The sequence below is a fragment of the Spiroplasma endosymbiont of Lariophagus distinguendus genome (assembly GCF_023846195.1).
Taxonomy (GTDB): Bacteria; Bacillota_I; Bacilli_A; order Mycoplasmatales; family VBWQ01; genus Spiroplasma_E.
This window is the reverse complement of the sequence record NZ_JALMUW010000018.1, coordinates 1-17,995: the sequence shown is the minus strand read 5'-3', so window position 1 is coordinate 17,995 and position 17,995 is coordinate 1. Positions and strand designations below refer to the sequence as shown.

The following is a 17,995-nucleotide window of genomic DNA, read 5'->3' as shown; positions in this document are numbered from 1 at the left end:
CTTGGTTTAGGAACAATTGGATTAGCAAATTATAGTAAATGAACAAAGAATAATATTACTCCAATTATTCCAACAACACCAATGCCAATAACTACTACAACTACAACAGAAGGTCCACCATGATTACTATTAAATAAACAAGAAAATCAGTCATTAATGGATTGAGATATCGGTATTAGCATTAACTAAAGCAATTTGAAAAGTTGCATGATTTAATTTAAAAGTATCAATACTATCATCTTGTTTATAATATGACATATTTTCCAATCATAATCCTAAATGTGTTTTATAATAATTATATTCTTTTTCAAAACTATTTTTTTCAATTGGTAATTCATTTAATTCTTGAAAATTAGTATTTTGACTAATATCATTTAAATATTGATTTTCTACATATTGATCAGAAAATTGAATGCTTAAAAAAGTTATAATCATAATCATAACTAAAAAGCCTAACCCTAAAACTTGAATAATATTTTTTCTTTGTTCACGCAAATAATTAAAAAATATTTTTACCATATTCCACTAACCTCAGTTGATACTTCAAATTAATTTTATCAATTTAAAAATATTTTTTAAAATTAAAACATTTTAATGTGTAATTTTTTATTTAATAGCAGCAAACCAGATTATATATTATTTAGTTAATGTCATTAATTGTTTATTATTAACGTTTAACTTTCAAGTAATAATGTATGAGACTAAATAAATTAAAATATTTATACTAATCATCAATGCAAAATATCATCAACGAAAAACAATAGGAAATGCGATTTTTGCAAAAGTTGCTAATAAATTAGAAAGTACCATTACTAAAGAAGGAACAATAAAAACAGCAACCAAACTACTCATTACCAATGCCGGTATTATTACCAGAAAGAAATTATAAGAAACTTCTAATGCAGTATAACCTAAACTTCATAAAATATTAATTAATATTAAATTATCACGAACACTAATATTAGTAACAATAACAATAATCATTAATGATAATATAACACTAAAAATACCAAAAAATGAAATGATTATTTGTAAACTATATTGATTATTCTTCATAATACTACGTAAATTACTAATATCATACACTGATGATAATGAAGTACTAATACCTTTACTTTCCAAATATCCTGAGTGTGAAATTTGTGCTAAATCAATATTATAATCATTTTTATTACTAATAATTGGTAAGTAATGTTTAAACTCATTATCAGTAAATTTGCTTAATTTACTATTAGCAAAATTATTTTCTAATAAATCACTTTTACTACCAAACAAAATATCATTAAGCCAAAGTTTAGGCATTACTATTATTTTTGGATCTAATTTATTAATATAATCATAAGCAATACCAATTATATATTTTATTTGATTATCTAATCCTTTATACCTATAAATAACACTATTATTAAGTTGTTCTCCACCATTATAAACATTGACAACCGAAGGTAAAACAGAAGTAGCCATTGGAATAAATTGAACAGCACTACTATCTGGATTTTTAATTCCTAATTTTTGAATTAAATGATTACGAATATTAATAAATTGTTTATCTTGCCAATTATTAGAAACTTCCATATCAGCTAAATTTAATTTACTAAAAGTAGAGAAATCACTTATACTAAAATTTAGAGATAAAAAATCACTTAAACTATCATCAATACCATAAGCAGTTCTTGGTGCACTTCAATTTTTAAAAGATTCTTTTGATAAGGTTTGTGTATCATTATCAAAAACAGCACCACGCTGATTAGGAAGTAACAAACTAGCCTTATCAAGTTCTAATTGTGTGTATGGTACTTCATACTGTTCATCATAAGGAATTAAACCAAAACTTATCAATAAATCAGTATTGCTTTTACCATTATTATTGGTTAAATAATTAAATAATATTTTATTTTTTTCTAAGAAATCCTTAACTATGGGTGGAATCTTTGATGGATTAGCAGCAATTCACTGTTTTATTTTTAATAATTCACTACCCATAATATAACGATTTTGAACATTAATCATAATTGATTTATTAGGATTAAGAGGATCAAATCGTTTAATTGCAGCTAATAAATATGGATATAATGAAATTTTGCTTTTAATATTATCAACACTATTAAATTGATACATTAATTTATTTTCGTTATTAATAAAGTTAGTTTTAATATTATCATCAAATTGATAACCATTTTGATAATTAAAATTAGTTCCCGCAAATTGTGAACCTAACATATTATTAACTAAACCACTAGCAGCAAGCGCAAAGAATACTAATGTTGCAGCAAAAATACTAGTAAAACACATAATTAATGTTTTACCAAAACTACGTAGTGAAGTAGTAACGGCCAACTTATTACGATAACTAAATCTACCAATCACATATCTTGCAATAAAAGTAAAAGTTGAACTAATATTTATTTTATATTTTTGTTTTGAAATATTATTAGTAATTAAATCTAAGGGTTTACTTCTTAATAAGAATAATACCATTAAAAAACTAATGAAAGTTAAACTAATGATTGGAATAACAAGTAATAAAATAGCGGTAACAATATTAAAGTACCAACCATAACTAATTAAGGCAACAGTACTAATATTAGTAATATAAATTAAATAATGCGCAACTGGAATAGAAATTAAAACACCAATAATAGAAAAAATAATTAAAGGAGCAATAATTGAAATTACTAATGATATACTTAACTGTCAACTTTTATATCCTGTTGCTTTTAAAATTCCAATTAATTTTTTATTACGATCAATCATTTTAAAAGTAATAATAAAAATAATAATAGTAGTCACAATAAAAATCAAAATTAAAAATAAACTAGAAATCTCTTCAATAACATTAATTCTATTATTAATGGAACTAAAAGATCATTCTTGCATACTAGTATAAAATCTAAGATTATTGATACTTAAAGGAGAAACTATTTTATTATAATCAATACCATTATTATAATATTTTGTACTTGCTATATCAGTAGGTGTTTTATAAGTTGCATGAAGATAATTATAAATTCATTCATTGTTTATTTGTGAATCAATATTTTTAGACAAATCAGGATTAATACCTAAAAAAAAATCATCAATATTACTGCTAAATGCCTTTAAATCAGATTCAACTTTGCGCATCGTATTACCATTAGTAAAAGCGACAGTATTATTTTTTAAATCAAGTGAATTACCAAAATAACGACCAACAAATGCTGCTAATGAGCTTGTAGCATAACCACGAATAATAAACGTTTGTCCAGCAATTACATAATTTTGACCAATATGTAAATTATTTAGTTCAGCAAAATGTTTGTAAATTAAAATTTCATTATCTTGTAATGGTTTTTCTGTTAAACTTGGGCCACCATCTTTGACAATAATTGCTTTATTAACAATATATTCGGGTCCTGTTTCAATAAAAGCAAAATTTTTACTAGTAATTAATAAATCACGGACCATAACAGCATGTTGTCATTCAATATCTTTATATAACATTCCCATTGACATTATTTCATATAACTTAGCTTCATTTTTAATATCTATTTCACTATAGTTTCGATTAGCATATGACAATTGTCCCTTAAAATTATCGTTATAAAACTGTAAAGCAGCTTCACTAGTAATCATAAAATTTGTTGCATTTTCTGGATGTAATGGATCATATAGATATTGATTTAGAATATTAGCATATTGTTCTATCGTTGCTTTATGAGTATCATAAGATGGATAATTAATAGGAATATTAATTTTAAAATCAATATAATTATGGCTAGTATCATTAAAAAGACTATCACCAATAGCAAAATATTCTTTACTATTAGCGTCCCCACCATAAAAAGTAAAACGATATATATCAGGTCTAGTAGCATCTGGTATTGTTAACTGAAAAGTAGCTTTTGCCATCTTTTCTTTATCAATAGTATTATCTTTTTGATAATAATTAATATTATTTAAATAAGAACCAGCTTTATCTTTTTCATTATATTTTCCATCAAAATTAACATATTCGATTGGTGAAAAAAATGTATATTGATTAAATTCATTATGAGCAATATCGTTAACATATTGTTCAAATAAATAATTATTAGAAAAATTTAATGATAAAAAGGCAATAATCATAATCATTACTAAAAAACCTAAACCAAACATTTGTAATAAATTGTTTTTTTGTTCACGAATATAATTACGTAATAATTTAAACATGTTTATCGCTTCTTATGATCACTTATTAATAAATTAGATTTTGACAGTTTTGCTAAAGCTGACTTTGCTGCTTCTTGCTCAGCTTTCTTTTTATTTGTTCCTACTCCTTTCCCCATTAGTATTTTATTATCTAAATACACATGAACAATAAAATAAGTAATATTATCTTTTTTAATTTGTTCCATAGTTTTATAATTAATAGGATCTCTTTTTTCTGCCTGTACTAATTCTTGTAATTTAGTTTTATAATCAATAATTGTTTCTAACTGATTAGTTTTAATTAATTCAAATAAGGTTAAGTCTAAGATTTTTTTCACTGCACTATTTCCTAAATCAAGATATACTGCAGCAAGAAATGATTCAAAAACATCTGATAAAATGCTTTCGCGTTGTTGTCCACCTGTATTTTTTTCACCATTTCCCAAAAATAAATAATCTTGTAATCCTAGAGCAATTGCCACTGCTGCCAATGTTTCTTGTCTAACTGCTTTACTACGTAAACTTGTTAATTGTCCCTCATCTTTATTTGGAAATAAGTGTCAAATGTAAGTTGAAATATTTTCCCCTAAAATCGAATCACCCAAAAATTCTAATCGCTCATATGAATAATCTAAATTATGTTCGTTTGAAAAAGAACGATGAGTAAATGCTTCACGATAATTACGATTAGATTTAATTTTTTCTAAAATACTCGATTTTAAAATATGTTCAATATTAATCATATTTTTCTCCTTAATACTTATTTATAAATTATAATTCTTGAATTTGTTTAGCTATTTTATTAGTAACATCTTGCTCAATAGCACGAATTAAAAGTTTTAAAGTACTATAATAAGATTTTTTATCACTAGATCCATGTGCTTTAAAAGCAATGCCATTAATACCTATTAATTGAGCACCACCTGTATTCTTATAATCAAAAGTCTTTTTAATATTTTTAAAAATACCAATTGACATTAAACCTAAAAATTTAGTTCATAAATTTTTTTTATAACCATTTTTAATTAATGTAAATAATAATGATGCCATGCCTTCAACTGATTTTAAAACAATATTACCTGAATAACCATCACAAATAATAATATCAACATCACCACTTAAAACATTTCGTGGTTCAATATTACCGTGAAAATTTAAAAAACTTAACTTTTCACTTTTTTGTGTTAATTGTTTTAGTTTAGCATATGTTGCTTTAGTTACTTCTGGACCTTTGCTTTCTTCAATACCAATATTTAGTAAACCAATTTTAGGACGTGAAATATTTTGAATAGTTTGACAATAAATATGACCCATTAATGCAAAATTAATTAATTCATCAACAGTGTTTTCAATATTTGCTCCAACATCCAATAATACTACTTGTCGATCTTTTATTAAAGTAGGCATAATTGGCATGAATGCCGGACGTTTAATGCCTTTGATTTCGCCTAATAAAAAATGACAAGCACCAAGATAGGCAGCAGTTGAACCAGAAGTTAGAATCCCATCTGCTTTTTTATTTTTAACTAACTGAATGGCTTGATTCATAGAAGAATCAGTCATTCTAATACCAGCGAGTGGACCATCATTCATAGTTATTACTTGGGTTGTTGCTAGTATTGTTATTCTTGATGATAATGGCTTATTTTTTAATAAAATCTGCAAGTTTCCATTAATTTGTTTTTCATCACCAACTAAACAAATTTCAACGTTTTTGAATTCTTTAATAACTTCTAACGCTGCAGCAATAGCGGGCAAACTACCATGGTCTGAACCCATTACATCAAAAGCAATTTTCATAGTTCCTCCTAAAAACAAAAAATAATTTAAGAAACCTTAAATAATATTATATTATAATTATTGATAGTTTAATTATACGTTAATTTTTTTAATTCCTTAAGATTAACAATCCAACTAATACTGCATTTATTTATTTATTTTTAAATATGAATATTTCATTATTTGCTAGTAAAAAGTTAAAAAACAATTTATCTCTAATTATTTTGATATTGATTTTCTAAATAATTGTTTTTATTTACACCAGTTTTTTTTAAAGACCAAAACCCTTTTATTTATTTTATTAATAAAAAAACTTTAAAAGCAAAAAACTAATATAAATATAAAAATATCTTATCATAATTTTACTAAAATCAAAAATAATCAAAGAATTAAAAAAATATTAAATTGATTATTATTCATAAAAATAAAAATAAAGTTAATTAAAAATAATTTTTATTGTATTTTATTTTAAAAACTTTAGAATTTAGTTACTTCTTATTATATATCTAAGAACCTGTTTAGGATCTTTTTAATAAAATTGAAATAAAGGAAAGAACAACCATTTGTAAGCTAGTATTTAATTTTCTTTCACAATTTTTTCATAATCTTCTGCATTTTTCTAATCATGCAAAACTTCGTTCTACAACTCATCTTTTTGGCAATAATACAAAAGAATGTAATTCATTACGTTTGATAACTTCAACATTTGCATTTATGATTGTTTTGATTTTAAAAGCAAATTTTTCACCAGTATAACCAGCATCTACTAGTATTTTTTGAACTTTAGATAAATTTTCTTTTTCATTTTCAATCATTATTATAGCACTGTTACGATCTGTTTTTTCTGCTGTGGTTATGTAAATTGCATGTGGTAAGCCTTGAGAATCAACAGCAATATGACGCTTTATTCCTGAAATTTTTTTACCAGCATCATAACCTTTATTTTTAGCAGTATCTGTGTTCTTAACACTTTGTGAATCAATTATACAAAAACTAGTTTGTTCTTTTCTACCATTATTGATACGAACTTTTCTAACTAATTTTTTTTAAAATTACTTGTCAAGTGCTAGGTTCTTTATCACTATTTTTACTTCAAATTTGAAAATAATAATATACAGTTTGTCATTTTGGAAAATTTTTTGGTAACATTCTTCATTGACATCCACTTTTTAATACATATAAAACTGCACAAAATACTTCATATAAATCTAAATTTCTTGGTTTTGTTTTCTTTTTGCTATTTTCTAAAATTGATCTTATGTTCTCAAATTGTTCTTTAGTAACATGACTTGGATAATTTTTATGCATATATACCCCTTATCTTAAAATATATAGTCATTTTACGTTATTTTATAAAAGATTCCAAACAGGTTCTAAGAAGGTATTGGGAAAAAATTAATAACACAACTAAAAACTTTACTTATAAACAGTAATTTTTTGGATATGATTTTAAAATACTTATAAATTGTTATAGTAAAACTAATTCAAAAAAATTAATACTACTGCTTTTGAGGATCTTGTAATATGATCCTTTTTAAAATATATAACTACTGTTATTAATAACAAATTAATATATTAAATAAAACTTTTATAATTAAAAAGGAGTAAAAATGAGAAATTTAAAAAAAATAAAATTAACAAAAAATAACAATCGGTTTGGTGGAAAAACAAAGAAATGAAAAAATAATAAAGGAGAATGAGAATATAAAACTGAAATTAGAAATAAATCTAATGAACTTGATTCACTTATTTATGAATCCTATATGACAATTTATGACAAAAACAAAAATGATTTTAAATATCGGACTTCTCCCCACATGTACTTGTGGAGGAAACAATGAAATTGAATGAGTTCAACAATACTTTTCAAACAGAACAAGATTGTTTGAAATATATAGTAAGTTTGAAGGAAAATAAATGTATCAGGTGTTATTGAACAAATTTGAATACTTCTGATTTAAGAAGAATAAGATGTTTGAAATGTCATCAAACATTTAGTATTCTTCATGGCACCATTTTTTACAAGTCACAAATACCTTTGAAATCTTGGTTTTATCTCATCTTTAGATGAATAAACACCAAACATGGAATTCCATCAACTGATGTTGCAAAAGAATTGGGGGTAACTTTGAAAACTGCTTGAAGAATGGGTCATAAAATCAGAACTTGTATTGCCAAACAAGAATCACAATTTATTGTTGAGGGCATAGTGCAAATGGATGAAATGTATCTTTCACATATGGGTTTTAAAAAACAAGGAAGATCCTTGGTGAATAAAACCTTGATTGTTGGTATTTATGAAAAAACAACCAATAAATTAATTGTGAAAGTATTGAAAAATGCAAAAAGTAAAAATCTTTTGCAGTTTGCAAGAAACCACATTTCTTCAAAGTGTCATGTACATACTGATTTTTGAAAAGGATATTGCGATTTTAAATCGGTTTTCACTAAGCATGAAACAGTCAATCATCAAGATAGCTATGTTTCAAAAACTGGTGTAAATACCAACCAAATTGAATCAGTTTGAAAACATATAAGAAGAACATTTAAAACACATATCAAAGTTGCAAAACATCATGTTCATTTATATGCAAAAGAAGCTGCATATAAATTCAATAAGATACCTAGTTTTGAAATTGTAATGCTATGTTTGATTTAAAAATGTGGGGAGAAGTCCGTAGATAGGCTTTTCTCAGCATTTATGTGATAAAATTTAAAAATAGTACATAAAGGGAGAAAAGCCTTAAATATTGAACGAAAAGAACTGCCTTTCCAAATAGTCAAATTATTTTTGAAATATTTTTAATTAAAAATAATAAATTATATAAACACGTTAAAAAATATGAAAACATTGACAAATTATCAGATGACCTAAAGAATAATAAACTTTTAGATTCCTCTCCTATCAAAGTTAAAGGAGGCGAAAAATCAAATCTAAAATATTATTATTATTTAGAAAACGTTACTATAAATTCTATTAATAATATAGATATGTTTATAAAAAATATTACCTCATTTAATCAAGAATTAAGTATTAATATTAATTATGATAATTTATTAAAGTTATATCAGTATTTAACATATATGCAAAAACTTATTGATATTCCTACTTCGTCTAGCAATATTTCAATAAGTGCCAAAATTAAAAAAACATTACCTAATTTATTGTTAGGATTACTACTAGTTTATATTGCATTTACTGGAAAAAATGCACAAAGAATAATTTCTACATATATTTTTGATGAGCAAGAATATACATCAGAAGATTATCTTTATGGAATATTTCAAAATAAACAAAACTATTTCACAACATTCATTGATACTATTTTAACGACATTTTTTACCTCAGCAATTGCTGATTGATCAAGAAATACAATTTTAAATATAATCCAAAGTCAAAAAAGTAATTCAATAAATGATTTTAAAATTAAAAAAATTCCTATTGAACCATTTAAAAAATATAAGCATGAATTTTTAACCCTTTTATATGAAGAAAATGAAGTAAAATTAAAAAATAATATGACACGAATAAAACATATTAATAATTTAATAAAAAAACTTAATAATCTTCCAAAACCGACAGATTTTGAATATCATCCAAATTTTAAAAAAGAAGTTGAAAAAATTAGTGACTTTAATTGTTTAAAGAAGCCTATTGATAATACTATAATAAAAGAACTAACATCTTCGGCAAACAAAGTGATTGATAATTTAAATAAACGGACTTCTCCCCACATGTACTTGTGGAGGAAACAATGAAATTGAATGAGTTCAACAATACTTTTCAAACAGAACAAGATTGTTTGAAATATATAGTAAGTTTGAAGGAAAATAAATGTATCAGGTGTTATTGAACAAATTTGAATACTTCTGATTTAAGAAGAATAAGATGTTTGAAATGTCATCAAACATTTAGTATTCTTCATGGCACCATTTTTTACAAGTCACAAATACCTTTGAAATCTTGGTTTTATCTCATCTTTAGATGAATAAACACCAAACATGGAATTCCATCAACTGATGTTGCAAAAGAATTGGGGGTAACTTTGAAAACTGCTTGAAGAATGGGTCATAAAATCAGAACTTGTATTGCCAAACAAGAATCACAATTTATTGTTGAGGGCATAGTGCAAATGGATGAAATGTATCTTTCACATATGGGTTTTAAAAAACAAGGAAGATCCTTGGTGAATAAAACCTTGATTGTTGGTATTTATGAAAAAACAACCAATAAATTAATTGTGAAAGTATTGAAAAATGCAAAAAGTAAAAATCTTTTGCAGTTTGCAAGAAACCACATTTCTTCAAAGTGTCATGTACATACTGATTTTTGAAAAGGATATTGCGATTTTAAATCGGTTTTCACTAAGCATGAAACAGTCAATCATCAAGATAGCTATGTTTCAAAAACTGGTGTAAATACCAACCAAATTGAATCAGTTTGAAAACATATAAGAAGAACATTTAAAACACATATCAAAGTTGCAAAACATCATGTTCATTTATATGCAAAAGAAGCTGCATATAAATTCAATAAGATACCTAGTTTTGAAATTGTAATGCTATGTTTGATTTAAAAATGTGGGGAGAAGTCCGTAGATAGGCTTTTCTCAGCATTTATGTGATAAAATTTAAAAATAGTACATAAAGGGAGAAAAGCCTAAATAAATTAAAAAAATCAAATTTAGATACTTTAGAATGAAAAGAAAGAATAAATTATTCATTATTTGATTTATTTTTAGAATCAATAACATGACTAATGGCACATTCTATAATGACAGGTGCAATAGCAAATGCTATACAAGAAAACTTTAAAATAAGTGATTGAATTAAATATTTTACTAAACCAAATATTATATTAGCAAATACAATCACTTATTTTTCTATACGACCAGTTAATTCCATATTTAAATGAGGATTAGAAACATTAAAAATTAAAACTAATATTTGTCCTCAAATAATTTCAAACTGAATTACAAAACAATCAAATTATGGAAAATTTTCAATGGCAATATTTTTATTTTTTTTGAATGCTGTTTTTACTAATATTACTAAAACAGCAACAACACTACTTACTAAATATGAAGTTACAAAATCTCATGTTCTACTTGAATTAAAATTAAAAAAATGAGAAACATGATTATTTTTTTTCTTAGCAACAGGTTCTCAAATGTTTTCTCTTTCTATTTCAAATTTTTATAAAATCTTTAATTTTGAAACTTTAATAAAAAAAAATTAGATATTTTCATAAACCAAACATAAGTTTACTAGAAGAAAAATTAATTGAAATAGAAAACAATAGTAATATTCCAATTTTTAATAAATCAGAAGTAATAAAAATACAAGACAGCATAAATGAAGCAAATAAGACTTATAAAGTAATATATTCAAATACAAAAAAAATTGATCCAAAGTTAATAAATACCATTGATTATGATTCAGATCAATTTCCATTATTAAACAAAAAAATGATTTTATTTGCTTAATTCATAATATAACTTAAAAATATATTTTTTTTAAAAAATATTTATACTAATTTATGGATATTTTTAAAAAAAAGAAAAAAATAATCCAAAGTTTAACATTAGAAAAGAGGAACTTTTTATTATGGATAAAGATAAGGAAATTGAAAAGTTAAGAAAACAAGATGCAGAAAATAAAAAACAATTTGAAGAAGAAAGATTAAAAAAAAGAATTGCAGAAGAAAAAAACAATATAAAAAAGATAAAAATTTATAGACATAATACATTTTTATTATAGTTACAATATAAAAAATATTTTTTTATAAAATTAATATATTATTAAAATTAAAAAAATATTAAGTATAATAAATTTATGAAATATTTAGGCATTGATTTAGGTAGTAAAACATTAGGGCTTGCTCGTGGTGAAGGAAAAATTGCTTTTTCTTGAAAAACTATTCGTTTCCCAGAGCATGATTTTAATAATGCTATTATCCAACTCCAAAATGCTATTAAAGAATATGATGCTGATATTCTTGTTTTTGGTTACCCTTTAAACATGGATAGCACAGTCGGCCCCAGCGCAAAAATTGTTTTAAATTTTATTGATAAATTTAAATTAACACAAAATAATGATAAACTAAATATTGTTTTACAAGATGAAAGAAGAACTACCTATTCTTCGCAGCAAATATTAATTAAATCTAATGTTTCTTCAAATAAAAGAAAACAAGTTAAAGATCAATTGGCTGCTGCTATTATTTTACAATCATACTTTGATAAAATAACTCAATCTTAAATTTTAGGAGATAAATGTGAAATATAAAAAAATTAATTTAATCGCTATCGCTGGCGGCAGTGCTTCAGGAAAAACAACAGTAGCAGAAAAAATTGCTGAAGCTTGTAATAAAAAAAATGTCATTTTTGTACAAATGGATAATTATTATCATGACCTTAGTAACTTAAAAGTTGAAGAAAGAAAAAAAACTAATTTTGATCATCCTAATGCTATTGATATGAAATTATTAATTCATGATTTAGAACAATTATTACTTGGCAATGCTATTGAAGAGCCTATTTATGATTTTAAAATCAATAGTCGCAGTAAAAACACTGAGATTATTGGTCCAGGTGATGTTATCATTCTGGATGGTATTTTTGCTTTAGAAAATCCTATTATTCGTGAATTATCTACTATCAAAATTTTTGTTGATACTGATAGTGATACTAGACTACTAAGAAGAATTAAACGAGATGTTAGTTTTAGAAATCGTACTCTTGACAGTGTTTTACAACAATATGCATTAACTGTTAAACCTATGCATGATGCTTTTGTTGAACCAACTAAACGTTATGCTGATATTATTATTCCTTTTGATTTTCATAATACTGTAGCTATTGATATTATTGCTACTAAAATTAAAGCAATTATTAAATAATTGCTTTAAGCTTTAATTTTTAAAATAACAATAAAATGCATCTTAAAGATGGATTTTTAAATTGTTTTTTATTATTTTTTTAAGTTAACAAGAAGATTATCAACTTAAATAATCAATTTTATTTTCATTTAAAAGAGATAAAATATTAAATTTCTGTATTTGCATTATTTGCTCATAAACACTATTTTTTATTTCATATTTTTTTTCTATACTATCAATATTTAAAACTTCAATTACTGTATTTCCATTTTCATGTGTTACTAAACCAAGTTCATTATTTAAATTAAATAATGTTTGAACATTAATTGATAAATCTAATACATAATTTACTTTATTACTATCTAAATCACTATAATATAATTTTGCTTTTTTACTTGCTAAATTTAAACTATAAAAATATATTTTACTATTTATTTCTGTTATTAATACTGTATCGTTAATGTTAAAAAAATCATCTCCAATTATTGGTTTGGCTTCAGATTGACCTTTTTTTATAATTAACACACTATAACTTATAGGTTTATTTATAGATTTATAAATAGCAAGATAAATGTTTTCATTTTTATCAATAAATATAGAATTAACCATTAGATTGTTTGGTAAATTTATTTTTTCAGCAATTTCAGTATTAATATTATATTTATAAAAACCATCAAAAGTTGTTACATAAATATTATTTTTTAAATAAGTAATATCAGTTACCATACCCGAAACTAAGAACCTGTTTAAAATCTTTTTAATAAAACTGAAATAAAGGCAAAGACAACCATTTGTAAATAGTATTTACTTTTTCTTTCACAATTTTTTCATAATCTTCTGTATTTTTTCTAATCAAGCAGCATTCGTTCTACAATTCATCTTTTTGGTAATACTACAAAAGTATGTGGTCATTACGTTTTCTTCAACATTTGCATTTATGATTGTTTGATTTCAAACAAATTACACCACCAGTATAACCAGCATCTACTATTATTTTTTGAACTGCAGAAAGATTTTCTTTTTCATTTTCAATCATTATTATAGCACTATTACGATCTGTTTTTTCTGCTGTGGTTATGTAAATTGCATGTGGTAAGCCTTGAGAATCAACAACAATATGACGCTTTATTCCTGAAATCTTTTTACCAGCATCATAACCTTTATTTTCAGTAGTATCTGTATTTTTAACACTTTGCGAATCAATTATACAAAAACTGGTTTGTTCTTTGCGATTATTGTTGATTCGAACTTTTTTAACTAATTTTTTTTAAAATTAATTGCAATATACTAGGTTCTTTACCATTATTTTTACTTCAAATTTGAAAATAATAATATACAGTTTATCATTTGGAAAAATTTTTTTGGTAGCATTCTTCATTGACAACCACTTTTAATACATATGAAATTACAAATAACTATGCTCAAATCTAAACTTGCGGTTTTGTTTTCTTTTGCTATTTCTAAAATTGATCTTATGTTCTCAAATTGTTCTTTGGTGACATGACTTGGATAATTTTTATGCATATATACCCCTTATCTTAAAATATATAATCATTTTACATTATTTTATAAAAGATTCTTTAACAGGTTCAATAGCATAGTTTTAAATTTATTTTATTATTAAGAATTATTACTCCACCAGCGAAGTTAAATAAATATTGCCTTTTTAATATCAATTATCGTATGAAAAAGAACCTACTTTGGTCTTTATTTCTCAATAAATTTATTATCTCTGGTACTTATATTATATTTTCAAATTTTTGAACATCTAGAATAAAGTAGACACAGGGTGCTTAACCTTTGTGTTAAAAATGCTTTAAGGAAGGTGTTCATTTTTGTGGCTAAATGATTATCAAAAGAAAAGTTAAAAATAATAAAAATAAGTAAAAACAAAACAATTGATAAAACACATTAGAGTATGGTATTGGTCGATCATCAATAAAAGAATGAATTAAAGCATATAAATTATTAGGTGAAAGGTTTTAGGAAATAGCGAAAGTAAATTCGTGCTAAAAAACCAAAAAAAAAAAACAGGTCGACCCAAATCTTTAAATTTAATGACATGACAAAACAAATTATTGAATATATTGAGGCAATGAATGATATAAAAGAGTATTTGAAAAATCGACAAAGAAGAAATATTTTTGTGATTTTCTCCTTGAAGAAAAATATCAGATTAGTTATTTATGTTGATTGCTAAATGTTTCAAAATCAGGATATTATAGTGAATTAAGAATGGAATGAATGAATTTAATAAATGAGATACATTTTGGCTAATATAATTAAAAATATTTTTATGAATTTCAAGAAATTTATGGTTATAAATATTAACTTTATGAATTAATAAAATTTATAATTTAAATTAAAATTTCATGTTGTATATAGATATATGAAATATGGGTTTAAAAGTAAGTTCGCATAAAGAAATTTGATTAGAACTAAATCGGAAGTTTAAGATATGATAATTTATTAAAGGCTGTGATTTTTCAACCACTGATTTAAATCAAAAAATTAGGTACTGATATAACTTATTTATTAACTAATGGTAAAACATATTATTTATCAATTATTAAGATTTTCATATAATAAAATATTAGATTATAAAATAAAACCAAGTTTAGATATGACATTTGTTGTCCAAAATATTATTCAAGCTTGAGTTAATGCTCAAAAACCTAATTCATGAATTTTGCAATCAGATCAAGGATTTCACTATACAAATCCTTCATATAAAACTTTATGTGATGAATTAAAAATAAAAATTTCAATGTCTAGAAGAGGTAATTCTTGTGATAATGGTGCTACTGAATCTTGATTTGGAACAATGAAAACAGAATTTTTATATCAAATTCCAAGAAAAAATAGAACTATTGAATGAATACAAGACAACTTACCTAAATATATTTACTTTATAATAACCACCATCGACCTCAAATCAAATTAGGAATGAGTCAATCGAATATCGATTAGCTCATTCCAAATTAACAAATAATTACTTCATACCTATAAATTTAACACTTACAAATACTATTTTATAAAATTTAATAAAAGGTTACTTTTATTGTCCACTTTTCTTGACAAGGTGTGGTTGTAATTATGGACCACTCTTTTTTCTAAATTTTAATTTGTAAAATTGGTGGTTTTAGAAATTTAGAATGTATTCTTTCATAATTATAAAACATAACATATTGATTTACATCATTTATGAAGCAGGTAATCATTCTTGAGATAAATGTGAGAATCAGTTTTCTGATAGAACATTACCGCCAATATCCTTAAGGTTGCTTTTTGCTTAAGATTATTTGTTTGTCAATAGTTCAGTTGGATATGTCTTGGCAATAAATTCAACAGCATTATCTGAATGTAAAATAACGCTTTTGATTTGTTTTAAAGAAAATTGTTGTATTATTTTTCAAAACGTTTTATTAAATCTTTTATATGATTTATTAGAAACAGTATTATAACTAACAACATTATTTGAATAAAAATAATTACCAAAAGGTATAATCAGCCTTCTTTAGTATTGTTGTTTAGTATCCATTGATCAAATTTGATTAGAAGAAGTTGTGATTTTATAATTTTTTGACTTTATCCGTGTGGTATTCATTTATGTGCAGTCTTTTATTTTACTATTATTATTTTGGTTGTTTTAAACCTTGGATGTTGTGATCTTTCATAATTTTCGCATTGTTTTATTGATAATTCTATATTTAAGTGAATGTTTTTTCTTGTTTTTAATCATTCTTTTAAATGCTGAAAAAAATTCACGTAAATATCCATAGAATTCTACCTTTTCTTGTAGAATGAAATTCAATTAAAAAATTTATAATTTTAGTATTTATAGTTACAATGATGGTGATTCTTCTTTTTTTAATAGGTTTTTGTTTGTTTAAAAAGTAATATGTTGATCTGTTTAATTGAAGATATTGAAGATGTCTAATCGAATATTGATTCTTGCAATGATCAATAATTTTAATTTTTGATTAATATTTAATTTTCTAATAAATAATTCTATTTATTTTTAATTTTATCCATTGTAAATCCTTTCATGTCAAAATTAGTGTTAATTATATAACACAATTGTTTTTCGAATACATTCAGGTTTTTTAAATTAATGGTCTAGTAAAAAGGGCTAAGTGCCTAAGTGCCCAAGTTCATTAGTTGTCGTTGCAGCAGCAACAACAACAATAGCTGTTGTCGCTACAAAAAGCACAAAATCAGAAGCAAAAAAAGAATTAAGTTCTATCATTACTAAGTTAGAAGTTGACGGTAACAAATTTAATACTGAAGAAACAGTTCTTAATGAAATTATTCGTTTAAATGAAGAAATAACATCTGAACATGTTGAAATTAAAAACTTTATTACTGCATCAGAAATTAAAAATGGTTCAGCAGAACTACATGCTAAAGCTGACAGTAAATATACAGGACAAGTTAACATTACAATTACTGCAAAAGACAAAATTGCTTTAGACAGTAAAATTACTAACAAAGAAGTTGATGGTAACAAATTTAATACTGAAAAAGCAGTTCTTGATGAAATCATTAAACAAAATAAAGATGTAACTGCTAATGATGTTGAAATTAAAAACTTCAAAGCAGCATCTGAAGGAACTGCTGGTTCAGCAGAACTACATGCTAAAGCTGACAGTAAATATGCAGGAAAAGTTAACATTATAATTACAAAAATTGATACTGAAGAAGAAAAATTAGAAAAAATTATTAAAAAAATAAAAACAGCCGCTGATAAAGAAAGATATGGCAAGGAATATGTTAAGGCATACAAAGAGTATTTTGCATTTCTTCAAAAATCTATCGAAGCAAAATTTAAAATAGATCCTTGAATTATAGATGTAAAACCTACAGAAACAAATAAAAAAGAAATTTTTACAAAATTGGAAAATTATGTCAGACAAATTAGAATATCACATTATAAAATTGGATTAATGGAACAAGGAATTTATTTTCGTTTTAAACCAGAACAAATGATAATTACTGATAATCAAGAATTAAAACTTAATAATGTGGGAGGAAATTTACATAATTATGATGATGAAAACAAACATTTACCAAATTCTTTTTTTAATATAAATGCAACTATTAAATACCAAGTAAAATAAATTTAAAAATATACTAAAAATAACCAAATATTTGGTTATTTTTTAGGTA

19 protein-coding genes and 1 pseudogene are annotated in these 17,995 nt (G+C 24.0%); 13 read left to right on the top strand and 7 right to left on the bottom strand.

All coding sequences use genetic code 4. From position 1 onward, the window contains the following. Nucleotides 1-189, top strand: a 189-nt coding sequence (locus M0D11_RS02610; protein WP_252319833.1) for a hypothetical protein, incomplete at its 5' end; no start/stop codon positions are given. On the opposite strand, the gene M0D11_RS02605 is transcribed toward M0D11_RS02610, so the two are convergent. The 5 genes from M0D11_RS02605 to M0D11_RS02585 all read right to left on the bottom strand — a co-directional run bounded on the left by M0D11_RS02605 (nucleotide 154) and on the right by M0D11_RS02585 (nucleotide 7,254). Beyond that, nucleotides 154-519 (bottom strand): hypothetical protein, encoded by a 366-nt coding sequence (locus tag M0D11_RS02605; protein ID WP_252319831.1) that lies wholly within the window; start codon nucleotides 517-519, stop codon nucleotides 154-156. The two genes, M0D11_RS02610 and M0D11_RS02605, sit on opposite strands and share 36 nt — an antisense overlap. Before the next feature lie 117 nt (nucleotides 520-636). Further along, nucleotides 637-4,188 carry an ABC transporter permease gene (locus tag M0D11_RS02600; protein ID WP_252319829.1) on the bottom strand — a complete coding sequence of 1,184 codons (3,552 nt, stop codon included), beginning with the start codon at nucleotides 4,186-4,188 and terminating at the stop codon, nucleotides 637-639. Nucleotides 4,189-4,190: 2 nt separating this feature from the next. Then, complete coding sequence (gene rnc / locus M0D11_RS02595) at nucleotides 4,191-4,910, bottom strand: ribonuclease III (protein ID WP_252319827.1); 720 nt, start codon at nucleotides 4,908-4,910, stop codon at nucleotides 4,191-4,193. A 28-nt stretch (nucleotides 4,911-4,938) separates the two neighbouring features. After that, entirely contained in the window at nucleotides 4,939-5,967 is a 1,029-nt protein-coding gene (gene plsX, locus M0D11_RS02590) for a phosphate acyltransferase PlsX (protein ID WP_252319825.1), read from the bottom strand. A gap of 497 nt (nucleotides 5,968-6,464) precedes the next feature. After that, nucleotides 6,465-7,254, bottom strand: a protein-coding gene (locus M0D11_RS02585) for an IS5 family transposase (protein ID WP_368862531.1) whose coding sequence is annotated in 2 segments (ribosomal slippage) — nucleotides 6,465-6,987 and nucleotides 6,986-7,254 — 792 coding nt in all. Because the reading frame shifts where the segments join, the coding sequence is not laid out codon by codon here. A gap of 302 nt (nucleotides 7,255-7,556) precedes the next feature. Between M0D11_RS02585 and M0D11_RS02580 the strand changes: the two genes are divergently transcribed. The 8 genes from M0D11_RS02580 (at nucleotide 7,557) to udk (ending at nucleotide 12,847) form a co-directional block, all read left to right on the top strand. Continuing rightward, on the top strand, nucleotides 7,557-7,844 hold the full coding sequence (locus tag M0D11_RS02580; RefSeq protein ID WP_252319823.1) for a hypothetical protein: 288 nt from the start codon (nucleotides 7,557-7,559) through the stop codon (nucleotides 7,842-7,844). A gap of 140 nt (nucleotides 7,845-7,984) precedes the next feature. Next, on the top strand, nucleotides 7,985-8,605 hold the full coding sequence (locus M0D11_RS02575; RefSeq protein ID WP_252318950.1) for an IS1595 family transposase: 621 nt from the start codon (nucleotides 7,985-7,987) through the stop codon (nucleotides 8,603-8,605). 332 nt (nucleotides 8,606-8,937) lie between these two features. Beyond that, nucleotides 8,938-9,762, top strand: coding sequence for a hypothetical protein (locus M0D11_RS02570; RefSeq protein WP_252319821.1), 825 nt, complete (start codon nucleotides 8,938-8,940; stop codon nucleotides 9,760-9,762). Between the two features lie 140 nt (nucleotides 9,763-9,902). After that, on the top strand, nucleotides 9,903-10,523 hold the full coding sequence (locus M0D11_RS02565; protein WP_252318950.1) for an IS1595 family transposase: 621 nt from the start codon (nucleotides 9,903-9,905) through the stop codon (nucleotides 10,521-10,523). Nucleotides 10,524-10,705: 182 nt separating this feature from the next. Next, the gene (locus tag M0D11_RS02560) at nucleotides 10,706-11,185 is read left to right on the top strand and encodes a hypothetical protein (RefSeq protein WP_252319819.1); all 480 of its coding nucleotides are present in this window, start codon (nucleotides 10,706-10,708) and stop codon (nucleotides 11,183-11,185) included. 368 nt (nucleotides 11,186-11,553) lie between these two features. Beyond that, entirely contained in the window at nucleotides 11,554-11,706 is a 153-nt protein-coding gene (locus M0D11_RS02555; protein ID WP_252319817.1) for a hypothetical protein, read from the top strand. 75 nt (nucleotides 11,707-11,781) lie between these two features. Beyond that, entirely contained in the window at nucleotides 11,782-12,207 is a 426-nt protein-coding gene (gene ruvX / locus M0D11_RS02550; RefSeq protein ID WP_174481257.1) for a Holliday junction resolvase RuvX, read from the top strand. Between the two features lie 16 nt (nucleotides 12,208-12,223). Then, nucleotides 12,224-12,847, top strand: a complete 624-nt coding sequence (gene udk / locus M0D11_RS02545; protein WP_174481256.1) for a uridine kinase — start codon at nucleotides 12,224-12,226, stop codon at nucleotides 12,845-12,847. 96 nt (nucleotides 12,848-12,943) lie between these two features. Here udk and M0D11_RS02540 read toward each other — a convergent pair whose 3' ends face one another. Then, the gene (locus M0D11_RS02540; protein ID WP_252319815.1) at nucleotides 12,944-13,552 is read right to left on the bottom strand and encodes a hypothetical protein; all 609 of its coding nucleotides are present in this window, start codon (nucleotides 13,550-13,552) and stop codon (nucleotides 12,944-12,946) included. Between the two features lie 20 nt (nucleotides 13,553-13,572). Then, a pseudogene (locus tag M0D11_RS02535) lies at nucleotides 13,573-14,350 on the bottom strand (IS5 family transposase). A 538-nt stretch (nucleotides 14,351-14,888) separates the two neighbouring features. Between M0D11_RS02535 and M0D11_RS02530 the strand changes: the two are divergent. From M0D11_RS02530 to M0D11_RS02515, 4 genes are all read left to right on the top strand, one after another. Beyond that, nucleotides 14,889-15,026, top strand: coding sequence for a hypothetical protein (locus M0D11_RS02530; protein WP_252319813.1), 138 nt, complete (start codon nucleotides 14,889-14,891; stop codon nucleotides 15,024-15,026). 342 nt (nucleotides 15,027-15,368) lie between these two features. After that, nucleotides 15,369-15,770: a hypothetical protein gene (locus M0D11_RS02525; protein ID WP_252319811.1), complete on the top strand. Its 402-nt coding sequence runs from the start codon at nucleotides 15,369-15,371 to the stop codon at nucleotides 15,768-15,770. A 358-nt stretch (nucleotides 15,771-16,128) separates the two neighbouring features. Next, nucleotides 16,129-16,290 (top strand): hypothetical protein, encoded by a 162-nt coding sequence (locus tag M0D11_RS02520; protein ID WP_252319809.1) that lies wholly within the window; start codon nucleotides 16,129-16,131, stop codon nucleotides 16,288-16,290. Nucleotides 16,291-16,962: 672 nt separating this feature from the next. Beyond that, nucleotides 16,963-17,946 carry a hypothetical protein gene (locus M0D11_RS02515; protein ID WP_252319807.1) on the top strand — a complete coding sequence of 328 codons (984 nt, stop codon included), beginning with the start codon at nucleotides 16,963-16,965 and terminating at the stop codon, nucleotides 17,944-17,946. The last annotated feature ends 49 nt before the right edge of the window (nucleotides 17,947-17,995 follow it).